15 protein-coding genes and 1 pseudogene are annotated in these 16,527 nt (G+C 42.7%); 13 read left to right on the top strand and 3 right to left on the bottom strand.

The genetic code is table 11. The annotated features are described in order from the left end of the window. Window positions 1-168: 168 nt before the first annotated feature. Together IPL35_03320 and IPL35_03325 are read left to right on the top strand one after the other, a co-directional pair. Window positions 169-1,593 carry a hypothetical protein gene (locus IPL35_03320; GenBank protein ID MBK8442490.1) on the top strand — a complete coding sequence of 475 codons (1,425 nt, stop codon included), beginning with the start codon at window positions 169-171 and terminating at the stop codon, window positions 1,591-1,593. A gap of 109 nt (window positions 1,594-1,702) precedes the next feature. Then, the gene (locus IPL35_03325; protein MBK8442491.1) at window positions 1,703-2,350 is read left to right on the top strand and encodes a DUF445 family protein; all 648 of its coding nucleotides are present in this window, start codon (window positions 1,703-1,705) and stop codon (window positions 2,348-2,350) included. A gap of 51 nt (window positions 2,351-2,401) precedes the next feature. Here the strand turns inward: IPL35_03325 and IPL35_03330 are convergent, their stop codons facing one another. Further along, window positions 2,402-3,439 (bottom strand): ABC transporter permease, encoded by a 1,038-nt coding sequence (locus IPL35_03330; GenBank protein ID MBK8442492.1) that lies wholly within the window; start codon window positions 3,437-3,439, stop codon window positions 2,402-2,404. A gap of 262 nt (window positions 3,440-3,701) precedes the next feature. Continuing rightward, window positions 3,702-5,992: pseudogene (locus IPL35_03335) on the bottom strand (molybdopterin-dependent oxidoreductase). A gap of 393 nt (window positions 5,993-6,385) precedes the next feature. Between IPL35_03335 and IPL35_03340 the strand changes: the two are divergent. From IPL35_03340 to IPL35_03375, 8 genes are all read left to right on the top strand, one after another. Continuing rightward, window positions 6,386-6,943: a LemA family protein gene (locus tag IPL35_03340; protein MBK8442493.1), complete on the top strand. Its 558-nt coding sequence runs from the start codon at window positions 6,386-6,388 to the stop codon at window positions 6,941-6,943. A 105-nt stretch (window positions 6,944-7,048) separates the two neighbouring features. Then, window positions 7,049-8,770 carry a DUF2207 domain-containing protein gene (locus tag IPL35_03345; GenBank protein ID MBK8442494.1) on the top strand — a complete coding sequence of 574 codons (1,722 nt, stop codon included), beginning with the start codon at window positions 7,049-7,051 and terminating at the stop codon, window positions 8,768-8,770. A 115-nt stretch (window positions 8,771-8,885) separates the two neighbouring features. After that, window positions 8,886-10,538, top strand: coding sequence for a glucose-6-phosphate isomerase (gene pgi / locus IPL35_03350; GenBank protein ID MBK8442495.1), 1,653 nt, complete (start codon window positions 8,886-8,888; stop codon window positions 10,536-10,538). Between the two features lie 277 nt (window positions 10,539-10,815). Next, window positions 10,816-11,403, top strand: coding sequence for a YceI family protein (locus IPL35_03355; protein ID MBK8442496.1), 588 nt, complete (start codon window positions 10,816-10,818; stop codon window positions 11,401-11,403). 150 nt (window positions 11,404-11,553) lie between these two features. Beyond that, window positions 11,554-12,024, top strand: a complete 471-nt coding sequence (locus IPL35_03360; GenBank protein ID MBK8442497.1) for a MarR family transcriptional regulator — start codon at window positions 11,554-11,556, stop codon at window positions 12,022-12,024. A 168-nt stretch (window positions 12,025-12,192) separates the two neighbouring features. Beyond that, window positions 12,193-13,303 (top strand): peptide chain release factor 2 gene (prfB, locus tag IPL35_03365; GenBank protein MBK8442498.1). Its coding sequence is split into 2 segments (ribosomal slippage): window positions 12,193-12,240 and window positions 12,242-13,303, totalling 1,110 coding nucleotides; the frame shifts between segments, so codons are not numbered across the junction. Between the two features lie 47 nt (window positions 13,304-13,350). After that, a complete protein-coding gene (locus IPL35_03370) occupies window positions 13,351-13,548 on the top strand; it encodes a hypothetical protein (protein ID MBK8442499.1) in 198 nt (65 codons plus the stop codon). Between the two features lie 56 nt (window positions 13,549-13,604). Next, window positions 13,605-14,072: a redoxin domain-containing protein gene (locus IPL35_03375; GenBank protein MBK8442500.1), complete on the top strand. Its 468-nt coding sequence runs from the start codon at window positions 13,605-13,607 to the stop codon at window positions 14,070-14,072. A gap of 91 nt (window positions 14,073-14,163) precedes the next feature. Here the strand turns inward: IPL35_03375 and IPL35_03380 are convergent, their stop codons facing one another. After that, window positions 14,164-14,526, bottom strand: a complete 363-nt coding sequence (locus IPL35_03380) for an MmcQ/YjbR family DNA-binding protein (GenBank protein ID MBK8442501.1) — start codon at window positions 14,524-14,526, stop codon at window positions 14,164-14,166. A 120-nt stretch (window positions 14,527-14,646) separates the two neighbouring features. Here IPL35_03380 and IPL35_03385 point away from each other — a divergent pair, with 120 nt between their 5' ends. The 3 genes from IPL35_03385 to IPL35_03395 all read left to right on the top strand — a co-directional run bounded on the left by IPL35_03385 (window position 14,647) and on the right by IPL35_03395 (window position 16,385). Then, a complete protein-coding gene (locus IPL35_03385; GenBank protein ID MBK8442502.1) occupies window positions 14,647-15,075 on the top strand; it encodes an SET domain-containing protein-lysine N-methyltransferase in 429 nt (142 codons plus the stop codon). Next, the gene (locus tag IPL35_03390) at window positions 15,072-15,413 is read left to right on the top strand and encodes a tRNA-binding protein (protein MBK8442503.1); all 342 of its coding nucleotides are present in this window, start codon (window positions 15,072-15,074) and stop codon (window positions 15,411-15,413) included. Before IPL35_03385 ends, IPL35_03390 begins: the two co-directional genes overlap by 4 nt. Before the next feature lie 129 nt (window positions 15,414-15,542). Further along, a complete protein-coding gene (locus IPL35_03395; GenBank protein MBK8442504.1) occupies window positions 15,543-16,385 on the top strand; it encodes a TonB family protein in 843 nt (280 codons plus the stop codon). Window positions 16,386-16,527: the final 142 nt, after the last annotated feature.

Raw genomic sequence — 16,527 nt, forward strand, 5'->3', positions numbered from 1 at the left:
AAATATTTATTATCTTCACGTTATGTATATTTTTTTTTATTATAACAAGTATGCTATTGTATAATGAAGTGCAATTTCGGGGATATAGAATACAGGTATTTTATGGCATAAATATACAGGCTTTTGTGACGCATCATTGATGCTCCTATCATCTTTTGTGATACACTTATGTACGATTCAAAGTTTATCCAAACCCTCAAAAAAATACACCGCAAAGACCTCAAACGCTTGGCGGCATTCATTGAATCGCCCTATTTTAACAAAAAAGAAGAACTCCTCGTTTGTTTTAAGTATTTAATTACTTTTTATCCCGACTTTGATGACCTGATTGCCCTCTCTTACGAAAAAGTTTTTGAAGCCGTATTGCCGCACACCCCTTTTTCAAAAAAAGAAGTAGGATATTGGCTCAGTGATTTGAATACTTTGCTGGAAGAATTTTTGACCATAGAACACCTGAATAAAAAAACGCTTCTAAAAAAGACCTTTTTGCTGGATACTTACACAGAGTTGGGCTTGGAAACTTCTTTTCAAAAAATATTGCGCGAAGCTAATATAGCTTTGGAGGCTTTTCCGTATCGCAATTCAGAGTATTTTTTTTACAGCTACTTGCTCAGTGTGGCAAAAAACCTGCACTTCGACCGACAACGCAAACACGATTTTGACGAAAGTTTGCAGCACTCCACCGACCAGTTGGATAAGTACTATTTGTCAGAAAAATTGCGATACAGCAGCGAAATCGTAAACCGGCACAATTTACTCGCTCATCGTTACCAAATAGATGCCGTCAATGAATTGTTGGATTCGTTGCACGATAAATTTTATGAAGTACCCGTTATCGGTATTTACGCCGCTGTGTTGCGCTCGCTCCAAATGCAAGAAGGCAACGAAGCGGCTTTTCAACAACTCAAAACGCTCCTGCTCCAATACGACCATATCCTACCCAAAGGCGAAGCACGCGGCTTGTATTTATACGCCTGTAACTATTGCGCCATAAAAACTCACCAGGGCATATTGCAATACGGACACGATATGCTGGAATTGTACCAAACTATGTTGGAGCGCGACTATGCCTATGACGGCAGCGGCTATTTGTCGCCGTGGACTTATACCAATATTATCCGAAGCAGCTCGCGGTTGGGGCGTTTGGAGTGGGGCAGCGATTTTGCCGAACAATACAAAGAGCGCATAGACCCGCGCCTACGCGATAATTGTTATTATTTCAATAAAGCATATTTGTGTTTTCAGGATAAAAACTACGCCGATACGCTCAAATGGCTGAATTTAGTCGTGTTTGATGATTTGTTTTATACCTGCGAAGTAAAATTACTGATGCTCAAAGTATATTATACCACCAACGAAACAGATGCTTTCTTCTCCCTGACAGAATCTTTTGAAGTGTACTTGCGCCGCAATAAAGTGATGGCTGCCAATAAAAAAACGGGCTATATGAACTTTGTGAAATTGGTAGTAAAAATTATGAGTGTACAGCGCGGCAATAATACAAAACTATCCAAAATAGAGCAGCAGGTGAAAGAAACTGAAATGTTGGTGGATAGATTGTGGCTGATAGAGCGCATACATCAGAAAAAATAAAAAAATATATCGCCTCTCTACACAATAATTACACTTTTCGGCGGCATAAGGCACTATTTTCATGGTGGTTTTGTTTGCTATTGCAGATTATTTTTTGAACATTTGCCCCATGATACATTTCTTGACATTAGTTTCTTTTGTAGATATTCTATTTTATTTATCCTTTCCTGTAGTAGCCGGCGTAGTGGGGTGGCTCACGAACTGGTTAGCCGTCAAAATGCTTTTCAATCCGCGCGAAGAAAAAGATTTTATTTTGTTCAAATTTCAGGGCGTATTTCCCAAACGCCAAAGAGCCTTGGCTGAAAAATTGGGGGTAGTAGTGGCTACTGAATTGTTTTCTATTGATGATATAAAGGAAAACTTAATCAACGAAGACGAAATAGAGCATATCATCAGCCGTATGGAGACACAGGTAGATGATTTTTTAAATATAAAAATGCCGCAACGTCACCCTTGGATTAATTTTTTTACGAGCAGCAAAACCAAACTCACCCTCAAAAATGAGATTATGGCAGAAATGCGCATTTTAGCCCCCGACGTAGTGAACGAATATATGAATAATATCGGGCATCGTATTGATATTCAAAAAACAGTGAGTGATAAAGTAACGTCTTTTTCGGCAGAAAAAATGGAAGCTATCCTACACGGTATTTTGGATAAAGAGTTTAAATTTATTGAGTTGGTCGGTTTGGTATTGGGGGTAATTATCGGATTAGTTCAGTTAGGGTTTTTATTACTGAAAGAATCTTTAACCTAGAAAATCTGCACATAAAAATTATGATATATTGAAAAAATTGCTCGCGGTTTTTTATAATCGTACATCTAATAAATCGCGGATACCATTGCCCAAAAGATTAAAACCCAATACTGCCAGCATCAATAATATACCCGGAATCAGTGCCAAATACGCCTTGTCGGTGCCTATAAATTCGTAGTATTCGTGCAAAATGCTCCCCCACGAAGGCTGCGGCGGCTCTATACCGATGCCCAAAAAACTCAAACCCGCCTCCAGCACAATGGCGGCAGCGAAGTTGGCGGCAGCAATTACCGCCACCGGCGCAAAGGTATTCGGCAGCAAATGTCTGAACAAAATCCTGAAATGCGAATATCCCAAAGCGCGGGCGGCTTCGGCAAATTCTTTTTCGCGCAACGACAACAACTGCCCGCGCACCACACGCGCCACCTCCACCCACATCGCCAAACCCACTGCAATATAAATTTGCCAAAAACTGCGCCCTAATGCCATCAGCAACGCAAAAATCCACAGCAACAAAGGCATTGCCCAAAAAATATTAATGACCCATTGTACTGCCATATCCACCCACCCACGAAAATAACCCGCTATTGCTCCCAACACTACGCCTACCAACAACGACACCAACACCGCCGCCAAACCCACCGACAACGATACCCGCGCTCCCAAAACGAGCCTACTCAAATTATCGCGCCCGAATTTGTCTGTACCCAAATAAAAGGTGCGGCTTTCGGTGCCAATGCCCGCTTGCCATTGCAGCGTATCGGCTTTGCTTTTGTCGCGCTCCCACACCACGAGGCGGTCGCCCTGTCGTTCGTACTTGCCCAAAGGAATTTCGCGATACTGCGGCACTGCCCCACCCCAAAAAGTGCGCCACGCCGAAGTCGGCGGCACACTGTCTAAAGGAATTTTGAGAAAATCGGCTCTGAACCCCGGAGCTTGTAATGCCAAAGAAAGCTGCTGACGGTTGGCTGCCGGCGAATTGTCGGGAATAATGCAATAAGCTCCTATTGCCAACAATACATTGAGCAGCACCAACACCAAGCCGATAGCGAAAGAATGACTTTTTTTTAAAAATTTTAAATATCTCAAAGCAGCGAGCGCATTTTTTTTGTATGTTCAAATATATTTCAAAAAAGTTGACTTTCCTGAAAGAGGCAGTTTGAATTTCTGATTTTTTAAATATAAAAATATTTTACTTTATTTTTATATCTGGTTTAAAATAGAATGATTTTCAGCGTTTTATAAAAAAATAGATAAAAAAATAAAATTTAATTGTAAAAATAGCAATCGTATGGGATAGCATAAAGAAAATCAGAACAGATAATTTATTGTCAAAAAAAAACATTTGTTTTTATTCCGAAGCATATAAAGCCATTAAAACTTTTTCGGGTGTAATAGGGGCAGAGTAAGGAAAAATGCCACTTTTCGCCACTTTCGGATTAAATGCAAGCACCGCATTGCGAATGGCAAAATATGCGCCGATGCCATACATCAACGGCGGTTCGCCTACCGCTTTTGATTTCAAAATCGCCAAATTATCGTTGTTGGTTTCTAAAAAACGAACTTCTAAATTTTTAGGAACAGAATAAATATCGGGAATTTTATAGGTAGATAAAGCATTTGACAATAATTTTCCCTGCTCATTATATACTATTTCTTCCATCGTCATCCAACCGATACCTTGCACAATACCGCCTTCGCATTGCCCTATGTCCACCGGAATATTCATAGATACGCCGGCATCGTGTACCACACGCACGGCATCTATTTCGTAAGTGCCGCGTAAGCAATCTACAGTTACTTCGGTGAGAGCCGTTCCGTAAACGTGATAAGCAAAAGGGTGTCCTTTTTCTTTGCTTTTATCAAAATGAATACGGGGCGTGGCATAATGCCCTTTGGCACTCAAATTACAACGGCGCATAAATGCCTGCTGTACCAACTGCCTCCAAGTGAGGTCGGTGGGAGAGTCATTGATATATACTTTTTCCTCGCATACCGCCACTCGCGCCGTGTCGGGAGCTTGCAACAACTGGCGCACCACGCTGTGCAAAGTGTCATTGGGGTGGCGACAGGCATCGAATACAGCTGTTCCGTTGAGGTCGGCGGTGGCTGATGCTGCCGAGGGCGAAGTATTGGCAACGCGCGTAGTGTTGGTACTTTCTAATTTGATAAATTGCGGCGAAATACCCAAACTCCACGCCGCCGCCTGTATCATTTTGGAATTTACCCCTTGCCCCATTTCTACTGCGCCGGTGCTCACGCCCACTGTGCCATCGCTGTAAATATGTATCAAAGCGCGAGCGTGGTTCATCATCGTATTCGTAAAAGAAATTCCAAAGCAAATAGGCATCAGCGAAAATCCTTTTTTCACAAAAAGATGAGCCGCATTAAAAGCCTCTGTATTTGCTTTTACTTGTGCTATATCCACTTGTTGCGCCAAGGTATCCCAACATTTTTTTGCTTCGCAATGCTCCACCACCTGACCATACGAAAATTCCATACCCTCGTCCATTAAATTGCGGCGTTGGAGTTCAAAAACGGGAATCCCCATTTCTTGAGCCGCCTGATGCAGCGCACATTCTATTACATACATGCCTTGCGGACCACCGAAGCCACGAAAAGCAGTGTTGGGCGGCAGGTTGGTTTTGCAGGAGTGGGCGATAATATTTATGTGAGGAATGGCGTAGCTGTTGGTGGCATGAAAAAGCGTGCGTTCCAAAATGGCAGGCGAAAGGTCGGCGGCAGCACCGCCATTTTGGTAATAGGTAGCTTCAAAAGCCAAGATATTCAGGTTTTCGTCAAATCCGATGCAGTAGTCGCTGCTGTATGGGTTGCGTTTTCCGGTCATACGCATATCCTCCATGCGGTGCAAAATGCACTTAGCGGGGCGTTTGAGCGTCCACGCTACCAATGCCGCCATAGCAGCCCAGGTGGAGGCTTGGTCTTCTTTGCCGCCAAAGCCGCCCCCAAACGGCTCACATCAATTTCCACTTGGTTCATTCCTACACCCAACACCCGCGCCACTGTGCGTTGTACGGCGGTAGGTCCTTGTGTAGATGAAAAAATTTTGACGCTGTTGTGTTCTGCCGGAAAAGCATAAGCCCCTTGAGTTTCTAAATACAGATGCTCCTGACCATTTACTTCGCAAGAGCCTTTAATGATATGCGCACAATGGGTAAATGCAGTAGCGGTATCGCCGAGTACGAACCGCCGCGAAGGTGACAATAATTTGCCCTGCGAAAACGCTTCGCGGGCGGTGGTGATGACGGGTAAGGCTTCGTATTCGATGACGATTTTGCTACGGGCAGCTTCAAAAGCATCTTCGTTTTCGGCGGCGACTATCAAAACCGGCTGCCCCCAAAAATGTACTTCATCTTCTGCCAATAGCGGCTCGTCGGGGAAAATACCGCCGATTTGGTTTTCGCCTGTAATATCGCGGTACGAAAATATTTTTACGATGCCCTCCACCTGTTCGGCGGCGGCGTAGTCCAATTTTTTGATTTTGGCGTGTGCAATGGCGGCATCTATGATTTTTACCAATAAGGTTCCTTCGGCAAGCGGCAGGTCATCTACATACAAAGATTTTCCGCTGACGTGGTGGCGTGCATCTGCATTGCCAAAATTTTGATGACCGAAACAGATAAAGGTGTGTGAGAACTCATACTCAATAAACCATTGTGTATATTTGATGAAAGTATGAATTGTTAATAAAAATATCGTAAAAATAATTAAAATTCAGCAAAAGCATTAAAGTACCAAAGGGGATTTAGATTGTAAATATTCGATTTGGAATTTTTGTTGGTTTGGGTTCTCCAGGGATGTTTTTTTTTGTGTATCATTGAATGATAAAAACGACTTGTTGTTTTTCAAAGATACGATATTGTTGTCTAATTAGTTTTAAAAATATCTTTTGTATTTTTTGTTGTGGGTTTATTGCAATGATTCCTATTTTTTTGCTTTTTGGAACTTTTCAAATCATTTTTTTATTGATATTTGAGTGTTCAGAAAAATATAAATCAAAAAACATATTTTAATATGACCTCTTTAATTATTTTGGGTATTATTGTGCTGTTGGTATTGTGGGTTGTTGGTATGTACAACCGCTTGGTGCGCTTCCGCAATCAGGTGTCGGAATCGTGGAGTGGTATTGATGTACAGCTCAAACGCCGCTACGACCTCATTCCCAATTTGGTGAATACCGTAAAAGGGTACGCCGCGCACGAAAGTGCCACTTTGGAGCGTGTGATACAAGCGCGTAATGCCGCCGCCTCGGTGCGCTCGGGCGACATCGCCGGAGCAGTAGCCGCCGAAAAACAACTTGGCGGTGCTTTGCGACAACTCTTCGCCATTGCCGAAAGCTACCCCGATTTGAAAGCCAACACCAGTTTTATCCAACTCCAAAATACTTTGGCTCAAACAGAAGACGAAATCTCTCGTTCCCGCCGCTACTACAACGCCGTAGTGCGCGACTACAATACTTCCACCGAAACTTTCCCTTCTGTTTTCATCGCCAACGCTTTTGGCTTCAAAAAAGCCGAATACTTTGAAATAGAAGACCCCGCAGAACGTCAAAACGTGCAAGTACAATTTTAAAAAATATAAAAATAAGTTCCAACAGCGTTGAATGTGTATTTTTTTAGCATTTAACGCTGTTCTTTTTTTCTCTTTCCTTCTTCTTTTTTTATATTCAAATTTCTCATGAAATTCGCCCAACTGCTTTTTATATCACTCCTGACCGCGCTTTTTTGCATCAGCAACGATACTGCGTTGCACGCCGAAGCGTTTACTATTGATAATTTTGATGTCGTAATTCGTGTACACAAAGAGGCTTATTTTGAAGTGCAGGAAACCATTGACTTGACATTCAGCGAACAAAGGCGCGGTATTTTTCGCAATATTCCTTACGAATACAACCTCAACGGCGAGCGATACGACATTAGTATTGACAATATAGAAGTGGAAGGGCAAGATTTTAAAGTATCTCAACAAAACAGCAACTATGTTATCCGTATCGGCAATCCGAACCGCTATATCAACGGAGCGCAACGATATATTATCCGCTATCGGGTGCGGCACGCCTTTATTTTTGCCGAAGCACACAGCGAATTTTATTGGAATTTGATTGGAGACGGCTGGGAAACTTATATCAAAAAAGCTTCTTTTTTAGTAGAATTACCCGAAGCACTTACGCTGCAAGACAGCGACATCGGACTTTATACCGGCACTTATGGTGTGCGCGAACGAAACGCCACTTATGAGTTTGACGGCACTGCGCTGCGCGGTGCTACTACGCAGGCACTCGCCCCGCACGAAGCTCTCACGCTCGCCCTTCGCCTACCAACAACGTATATCAATCGTCCGAGCGAATTAGAGCTGCTATGGCGCAAATACGGATTCTTGGCATTGCCGCTATTGATAGTTGCGGGCTTTGGCGGTTTTGTATATCGCCTGTGGCAAAAACACGGCAAAGACGAACCCATCATTCAAGCCGTTGAATTTTATCCGCCCGCCGAACTGCCGCCCGCCGAAGCCGGCGTACTCATTGACGATACCAACGACCACCGCGATTTAATTGCGCTCATTCCTTTTTGGGCAGCCAACGGATATATTAAAATGTACGAGGTAGGTAAAAGCAGTTTATTGTTCAATAGTCTGGATTATGAATTGGAAAAAATAAAAGACCTACCCGCCTCTGTGCCGCGATACGAACAAATTATGTTCAACGGGTTATTCAGCCGGAGCAACAGAACATCTATCAATAGCTTAAAAAACAATTTTTACACGACACTCAGCAGTGCGCAGAGCAATTTGATGGCGTATGTAAAATCACAAAAATATTATACACCCAAATCCAGCGAACTTTCCGAACTCATTCCTTTTATTGCTATGGCGATGATAGGAGCAGGTGCTTTGATTATCTTTTTCTTAGGCTCTGTAACGGGTGGAATAGCAGCTATACTCTGTGGTATTCTCACTTTTTTTATAAAAAAACCGATGCTGCGCCGTTCCATGCATGGCAATACTTTGTATCAGCAGTTGTTTGGTTTCAGAATGTTTGTAAAAGCCGCCGAAAAAGACCGTTTAGAGCGTTTGCTCAAAGATGATCCCAATTATTTTGAAAAAACCCTTCCTTATGCTTTGGTATTTGGCTATGCAAAAGAATGGGGCAAAAAATTTGACGGCTTGCTCTTGGAGCCGCCCACTTGGTATGTGGGTAATGCCTACGGACCGCGCTATTTCGGTCACGGCGGCGGCTTTTCTATGGGCGACTTTGCCGATAAATTTGAGGGTGGCGTGCGCAATATAGAAAACGCTTTTTCCAGCACACCGCCTTCTAAGGGTGGCGGCTCGTGGAGCGGCGGCAGTGGCGGTGGTTTTTCAGGTGGCGGCTTTGGCGGCGGCGGCGGCGGCTCGTGGTAGGTATTTTTTTATATTTTTTTGTTTGAAAAGTTGATTTTCTTGTGTTTTCTTTGCAAAAAAAGAATTACTGAAAACAATGTAGTTTATTTACTTTTCAACCCCCTGAAAAAAATATATGCTCCCTCATCACAACCCTACCCAAACCAATGCCTGGAAAAAGTTACAAGCAGAATATCGTCTGATGCGGCGGTTTTCTATGAAAAACGCTTTCGCGCAAGATGCGCAACGCTTTGAGCGTTTTTCTTGCAGGTTGGGCGATGATATTTTATTCGATTTTTCCAAAAATTTAATACGCCCCGAAACGCTTGATTTATTGCTGGATTTGGCAAAAGAATGTGAAGTACCCAAAGCAATAGCGGCGATGTTTGCCGGCGAAGCCATCAACGCCACCGAGCAGCGAGCCGTATTGCATGTAGCTTTGCGCAACCGCAACCAAGTCCCCATTTTCAGCGAGGGCACTGATGTAATGCCGCAAGTGCGCGAAGTGTTGGAGCAAATGCGCCGTTTTTCGGACGCGGTTGCCGGCGGTACTTGGCGCGGCTACAGCGGCAAACACATCACACATTTGGTAAATATCGGTATCGGCGGCTCTGATTTGGGACCGGTGATGGTGACAGAGGCTCTCAAACCCTATCAGCACCCGCATTTACAATTACACTTTGTATCTAATATTGACGGAACACACTTAGCCGAAACACTCCGACAATGCCCGCCCGAAAGCACACTTTTTTTAATTGCGTCTAAAACCTTTACTACTCAGGAAACAATGACCAATGCACACAGTGCACGGCAGTGGTTTTTGGAAAAAGGCGGCTCAGAAAACGACATCAAGAAACATTTTGTGGCAATTTCTACCAACGAAAAAGAAGTGAGCCGCTTCGGAATCGATACGCAGAATATGTTTCGTTTTTGGGATTGGGTGGGCGGTCGCTACTCGCTGTGGTCGGCGATAGGATTATCCATTGCCTGTGCTATTGGTTTTGAGCATTTTGAGCAATTGTTAGAAGGAGCTTTTGCTGCCGATGAGCATTTTCGTACTGCACCTTTAAACGGCAATATTCCGGTATTGATGGCGGTGCTGGGAGTATGGTACAATAATTTTTATCGCGCCGAAAGTCACGCTATTCTGCCTTATGACCAATATTTACATCGTTTTGCGGCTTATTTTCAACAAGGAGATATGGAAAGCAACGGTAAAAGTGTGGACAGAAACGGAAAATCCCTGTTGTATCAAAGTGGGGGTATTATTTGGGGCGAGCCGGGTACAAACGGGCAGCACGCTTTTTATCAACTTATTCATCAAGGCACTAAACTCATTCCTTGCGATTTTATTGCTCCTGCCCAAAGCCATAATCCGCTGGGCGACCACCACCCGAAATTATTGGCTAATTTTTTTGCACAAACAGAGGCACTGATGAACGGCAAGAGCCGCCGCGAAGTAGTGCAGGAACTCAAAAAATCAGGGGCTTCGCAGCAGATAATTGATTTTTTGACCCCTTTTAAAATCTTTAAAGGCAACCGCCCGACCAATTCATTGCTGATTAAACGCATTACGCCACATACACTCGGCGCATTAATTGCTTTGTACGAACACAAAATTTTTGTGCAGGGCATTATTTGGAATGTCTATAGCTTCGACCAATGGGGCGTAGAGTTAGGAAAACAATTAGCTTCGCGTATTTTGCCCGAATTGCAAAGCAAACATTTGATACACAGCCACGATGCCTCTACCAATGCGCTCATCAACCAATACAAACGTTGGAAATAAATAAAAATAATTTTTTAAATGATTTTTTGTAAAAATTCATTTAAAAGTCTTAAATTCGCACTCAATTATTTGTTTTATCAAATAATAAAAAGCATATATAGCTCACATCACATGCTTGTTATCACTACGGCAGAACAAAGAAGTTCTGCCGTTTTTTTTACCCAAATTTAGTTCTTATATATACTTGAGTATTAAAATGTGTTAAATTTTTTAAATTAATGTTTAAACATTGAATTTTAGCTATAGATTTGTACCTGAAAAAAATATCAAAAATTATATGAAATACTTTCTTTTTATTTTAATGGTTTTGTGTCCTGCTGTAATAATAAATGCACAAACCACACAGTGGTCTTTGGATAAAAGCCATTCAAGTGTAAAATTTGCCGTATCACATTTGGTAATTTCTGAAACTGAGGGCAAATTTAAAGTATTCGACGGCACGCTGCAAAGTGCAGGTGACAACGATTTCAGTGATGCAAAAGTTGATTTTACGGTAGAAGTAGGCAGCATTGATACTGATAATACCATGCGCGATGAGCATTTGAAAGGTGAAGATTTTTTTGATGCTGCAAAATACCCAACCATGTATTTTAAAAGCACCTCTTTCAAAAAAACGGGCAACAACCAATATGCTCTGAGCGGAGACCTGACGATTAAAGATGTCACCAAACCCGTAACTTTTGATGTACAATATGGCGGTACTGTTAAAGACCCTTGGGGCAATATCAAAGCTGGTTTTAAAGCAAGTGCCACTATTCGCCGTTTTGACTATAATTTGCGTTGGAACAGCCTCACAGAAGCGGGCAGTATGGTGGTAGGTGACGAAGTACGCATCACTTTACCCATAGAATTTCAAAAAAAATAAATATTTGTCTAAAATATTACAATACTAAAGCACCCAATCTCAAATTAATATATTTTCTTTAAGCCTTCGGAAGATAAAAACTTCCGGAGGCTTTTTTGCTTATTAATTTGATACACATCACTGTGTATAGTTGTAAAATAAATATGTATTATGTCTATTGATCAAGATATTCAATCCAAGAGGATACGCAATGAATGGCAGCGCGTATTGGTAAATATTTTATATACTTATCCCTGGCTGTTAGAAGGTATTCGTAATATTTTAAATGAATATGGTATTACCCCTCAACAATACAATGTATTACGCATTTTAAAAGGTAGTTATCCTGCTCCCATTTCTACTCAGGATATACGACAACGTATGCTCGACAAAATGTCGGACGTGTCGCGTATTGTGGATCGTTTGCTGGCAAAGGGGTGGCTCAATAAAACACCTAATACCACCGACCGCCGCTTTGTAGATGTGCTGCTCAACGAAAAAGGTTTGGCATTAATGGCATTATTGGAACATAAAAATAAGGACTTGGATAACTTAGCGTCGGCACTTACTTTGGAAGAAGCCGCACAACTCAATATTTTATTGGACAAAATACGCACTTATAAAAAGCCCGAAAAAGCATAGATGTTCATAAAAATAAAAATTTGCGACTATGTTTATCGTATTGGTTATAAATAATTGAATTTATATCGCTTATCTTTGCCCCCGACAGCAAGTGTCGCCTTTTTGTACAGGGCGGACTTTTTCATTTTATCACTTTAAACATAGAAAATAAAACCTGCATACAGGTCTATGATAGCCGAGCAACTCCAACCGCTGCAAGAGCGACTCGATGCTTTACGGAGGTATCTTTGACGTAGAAAACCGCCGACACCGCCTCGAAGAACTCGAAGTTACTACCCAAGCCCCCAATTTTTGGGAACAAGCACAAGTAGCACAAAATACCCTAAAAACAATCAAATCACATCAGTACTGGCTGGCATTGTACCAAAATTTGCAACAGACTTTTGATGATTTGCAGGTGTTGTATGAATTTTATGAACAGGGCGAAGCCGATGAAGCGGAAGTGGAGGCTCAATATCAGCATACTTTGGCGATGTGCGAAGATGCCGAGTTTCGCTCTACGCTCAATGCCGAAGAAGATGCTTTAGATGCCGAGCTTGAAATTAATGCCGGAGCCGGCGGCACTGAAGCCTGCGACTGGGTGGATATGCTGATGCGTATGTACATTATGTGGGGCGAAAAAAATGGCTACAAAGTACGCACCGGCTGGACGGTGGCAGGTGACGTGGCGGGCTATAAATCGGTGAACCTAACCATTGAAGGTGCCTTTGCTTACGGCAATCTCAAAGGCGAAAACGGTGTGCATCGTTTGGTGCGTATTTCTCCCTTTAATGCACAGGGAAAACGGCAAACCTCTTTTGCTTCGGTATTTGTGCACCCTCTTGTTGACGATTCTATCCAGATAGATTTGAATATGGGCGATGTGCGCGTGGATACTTTCAGGGCGAGTGGCGCGGGCGGGCAGCACGTGAACCGTACCGAAAGTGCCGTGCGCTTTACGCATATTCCCACAGGTATTGTGGTAGAATGTCAGGAAGACCGCTCCCAAATACGCAACCGTGAAATTGCGCTCAAAGCCCTTAAATCGAGGTTGTATGAGTTAGAAATAAAAAAACGAAATGAAGAGAAAGCGAAATTGGAGAGTGGCAAGCGCAAAATAGAATGGGGTTCGCAGATACGCAGCTATGTGCTCGACGACCGCCGCGTGAAAGACCACCGCACCGGACACCAAACCGGCAATACCGATGCCGTACTCAACGGCGAACTCAACCCCTTCATAAAAGCCTACCTGATGAGCGATTTGAACACCGAAAATACTGATAACGGCGACGATGATTAAATAAAAATCTATGAACCTCCTACGTTTTTTGTTGTTATTAGCAAAACATGACGGCTTTGAAGCAGGGCATTGATTTTTATATCAACGAGCAGGGGCTTTTTGTGTTTACGGCACATTACCTTTTGCAGCGTGGCTATTGTTGTGGCAATGGCTGCAAGCATTGTCCTTATGGAAAAGAGGAACAAAAGCACCGCCAACTTTTAAAACAACAGAAGAAAAATAATAAAAAAAATACCCACTTGTAAGCTCCTTTCAAACATATTTATATTTTTATACTATTTAACAAAAAAAATAAATCATTATGCCTTTACAAATTGGACAAGCAGCTCCCGATTTTTCATTGTTTAATACAGACAAAAAAGAAGTAAAACTTTCTGATTTTCGCGGTAAAAATGTAGTGCTTTTGTTTTTTCCTTTGGCATTTACGGGGGTATGCACTGCCGAGTTGTGCAGCCTACGCGACAGCATCGCCGACTACGAGCAACTGAGTGCCGTTATTTTGGCGGTTTCGGTAGATTCTCTTTTTACTTTGGATAAATTCAAAAAAGACCAGCACCTCAATTTTGATTTATTGTCGGATTTTAACAGAGAAGTATGCCAAGCCTACGGTGCATACTACGAAGATTTTGTGTTCAATATGAAAGGTGTTGCCCGCCGCTCCGCTTTTGTGATAGACAGCGAAGGTGTATTGCGCTATGCCGAAGTGCTGGAAAGTGCCGGCGACTTGCCCAATTTTGAAGCAGTAAAAAGCACTTTGAGTCAATTGTAAAAAAGAAAGAGAAACAATACGAACGGGCAAAAAATCATTGTATAGACAATAATTTTTTGCCCGTTTTTTATTTTCTCACGCAGATTTTTTTTTACTCCATTTCCGACAAAGCCGCTTGTGTTTTTTTGGGCAGGCTCTGCACCACCAAATTATAAGAGTGGTCAATGAGCGAATATAACAAAGCTGTGGGTATATTGCCCGCTTCGAGGTCAATGGTATTCCAGTGTTTTTTGTTCATGTGATAACCTTCGCGCACCCAATTATAGCGGTCGCGCAATTCCAAAGCATATTCCGGCTCGCATTTGAGATTCATAGAAAAAGGGGTTCTGTCCAACGAAATAAGAGCAAACATTTTATCCATTACTTTTATCACCAAAGTGCTTTCATCAAAAGGAAAACTTTCGCTGCTGCCTTTTTTTGCCATACAATAGCTGCGTATTGCTTCTATATCCATTTTTTTTATTTTTTATTTTTGAAAAAAGAATGATGTTGCGAATATGCAAAACTTGATAGTAAATTGTGCTTTTATTTTTTTACAGCTACAAAATAAATCATTTTTCGTTTGAAAATCATCATTCCCCCCTCTTTACATTGCCCGCACCTATTTGTAGCCGAAACCCCCGAACACGGACGCGGGGTTTTTGCGGCACACCCTATTGCGGCGGGCGACACAATAGAAATGTGTCCGGTGCTGATAGTGCCACGCTCACAACGCCCCGCCTTAGACACTACTACTTTGTACGATTATTATTTTCTTTGGGACGATATTCAACAAGATGCCGCCATTGCACTCGGCTACGGCTCGCTTTACAACCACTCCTATCAGCCCAATGCGCAATATGTGAGCCATGTAGAACAACGCCTCCTTGAATTTATTGCTATCGGCGATATTGCACAGGGCGAAGAAATATTGGTCAATTACAACGGAAATTCGGAAGATGAAACGCAGGTGTGGTTTGAACGCAAAATAGAAAAGAATACCAACGAACAGCAAAAAAAATGACGACAACCATTACTTTTTCGGATTTTGAGCAGGTGGATATTCGCGTGGGCGAAATTATAGAAGTGCGCCCTTTTCCCGAAGCCCGCAAACCCGCCTACCAGTTGTGGATAGATTTTGGTGCGGCGACAGGCATTAAAAAATCATCGGCACAAATCACCAAGCACTATACGCCCGAAAGCCTCTTGCATCGCCAAGTGGTGGCGGTGGTCAATTTTCCGCCGCGCCAAATCGGTAAGTTTATGTCGGAAGTGTTGGTGCTGGGGCTGCCCGACGAAACAGGCGAAGTAGTATTATTGCAGCCGGAGCGTGCAGTGCCCAAAGGCGGTAAAATGTTTTGATTTTTTTATATAAAAAACGACTTTGTCATCATATTGTAAAATTCAATGATGTTTTTAACAATTTTACAATTTTAGCCGCCTGCATACGTCTAAGCAGTACATTTTATTATTTTTTAAACTGTTTAGATTATGAAAGATTATCAAAATTTTAGTTTGGACGACCTCGTTTTTGCAGGACGTAACCGCGATTTTGGTGCTTACGATTTGCGCCAACACTATCTCCGCCACTTGCTGCGTGCTATGCCGTCGGGGGTGGGCTTGTTCGGATTATTGCTCGGTGCGGCCTATGGCATTTCACAAAGAGATATAGCGGAGGTGGTAGCAGCAGTGCCCGATACAGTGTGGGATTTGCAACCCATTCCTCAATTTAAAGTGCAGCCGCCTCAGCCGCTACCCAAACCACAGCTCCAAAACGCTGTGGCAGTTGTTGTCCCGCAAACAGCGAGCGACCTCAAAAAATTTATAGAGCTGGAGTCGACATCCGACCCCGCACAATCTACCGAAATTCCGCCGACACAAGGAGCTTTGGCTTCTGCTACACCTTCCAACCGCGACCAAAGCGGAACAGCGGCAACGAGCGGTGTTGAAAATCCTTTGCCCGCCGGCAACGCTTCGGGTACTGCTGTAGTAGAGCCGCCCGCCGCAGACCCACCACCGCAAATATTGGACTTTTCCGAAGAACTGCCGCAATTTGTGGGCGGCAATGAAGCACTGTTCCGCTTTTTACAAAAAAACCTAAAATATCCGCGCCTCGCCGTTGAAAACGAAAAACAGGGCAAAGTATTTGTCGGTTTTGTGGTGCGCGAAAATGGCTCTATTACCGATGTAAAAGTAATTAATGGCATTGGTAGCGGCTGCGATGAGGAAGCCCTGCGCGTGGTGCGTGCCATGCCCGCATGGAAAGCCGGCAAACAAGGCGGCAGAGCCGTAGCAGTGCGCTTTGTATTGCCGATTGTATTTAAATTAGAGTAATTTTTTTGAATAAAAAAATATTGCACTTGTTTTTTTGAAAGCAGATTTGATAGATAAAGTTGGTTTTCAGGGATAAGAAATCTGTGTTAGTTTACGTTTTTATTCTCTTGTTTTTTTTGCGTGATGTAAAAGATTTTTTGCC

The organism is Sphingobacteriales bacterium (genome assembly GCA_016711285.1).
Lineage (GTDB): Bacteria > Bacteroidota > Bacteroidia > Chitinophagales > UBA2359 > JADJTG01.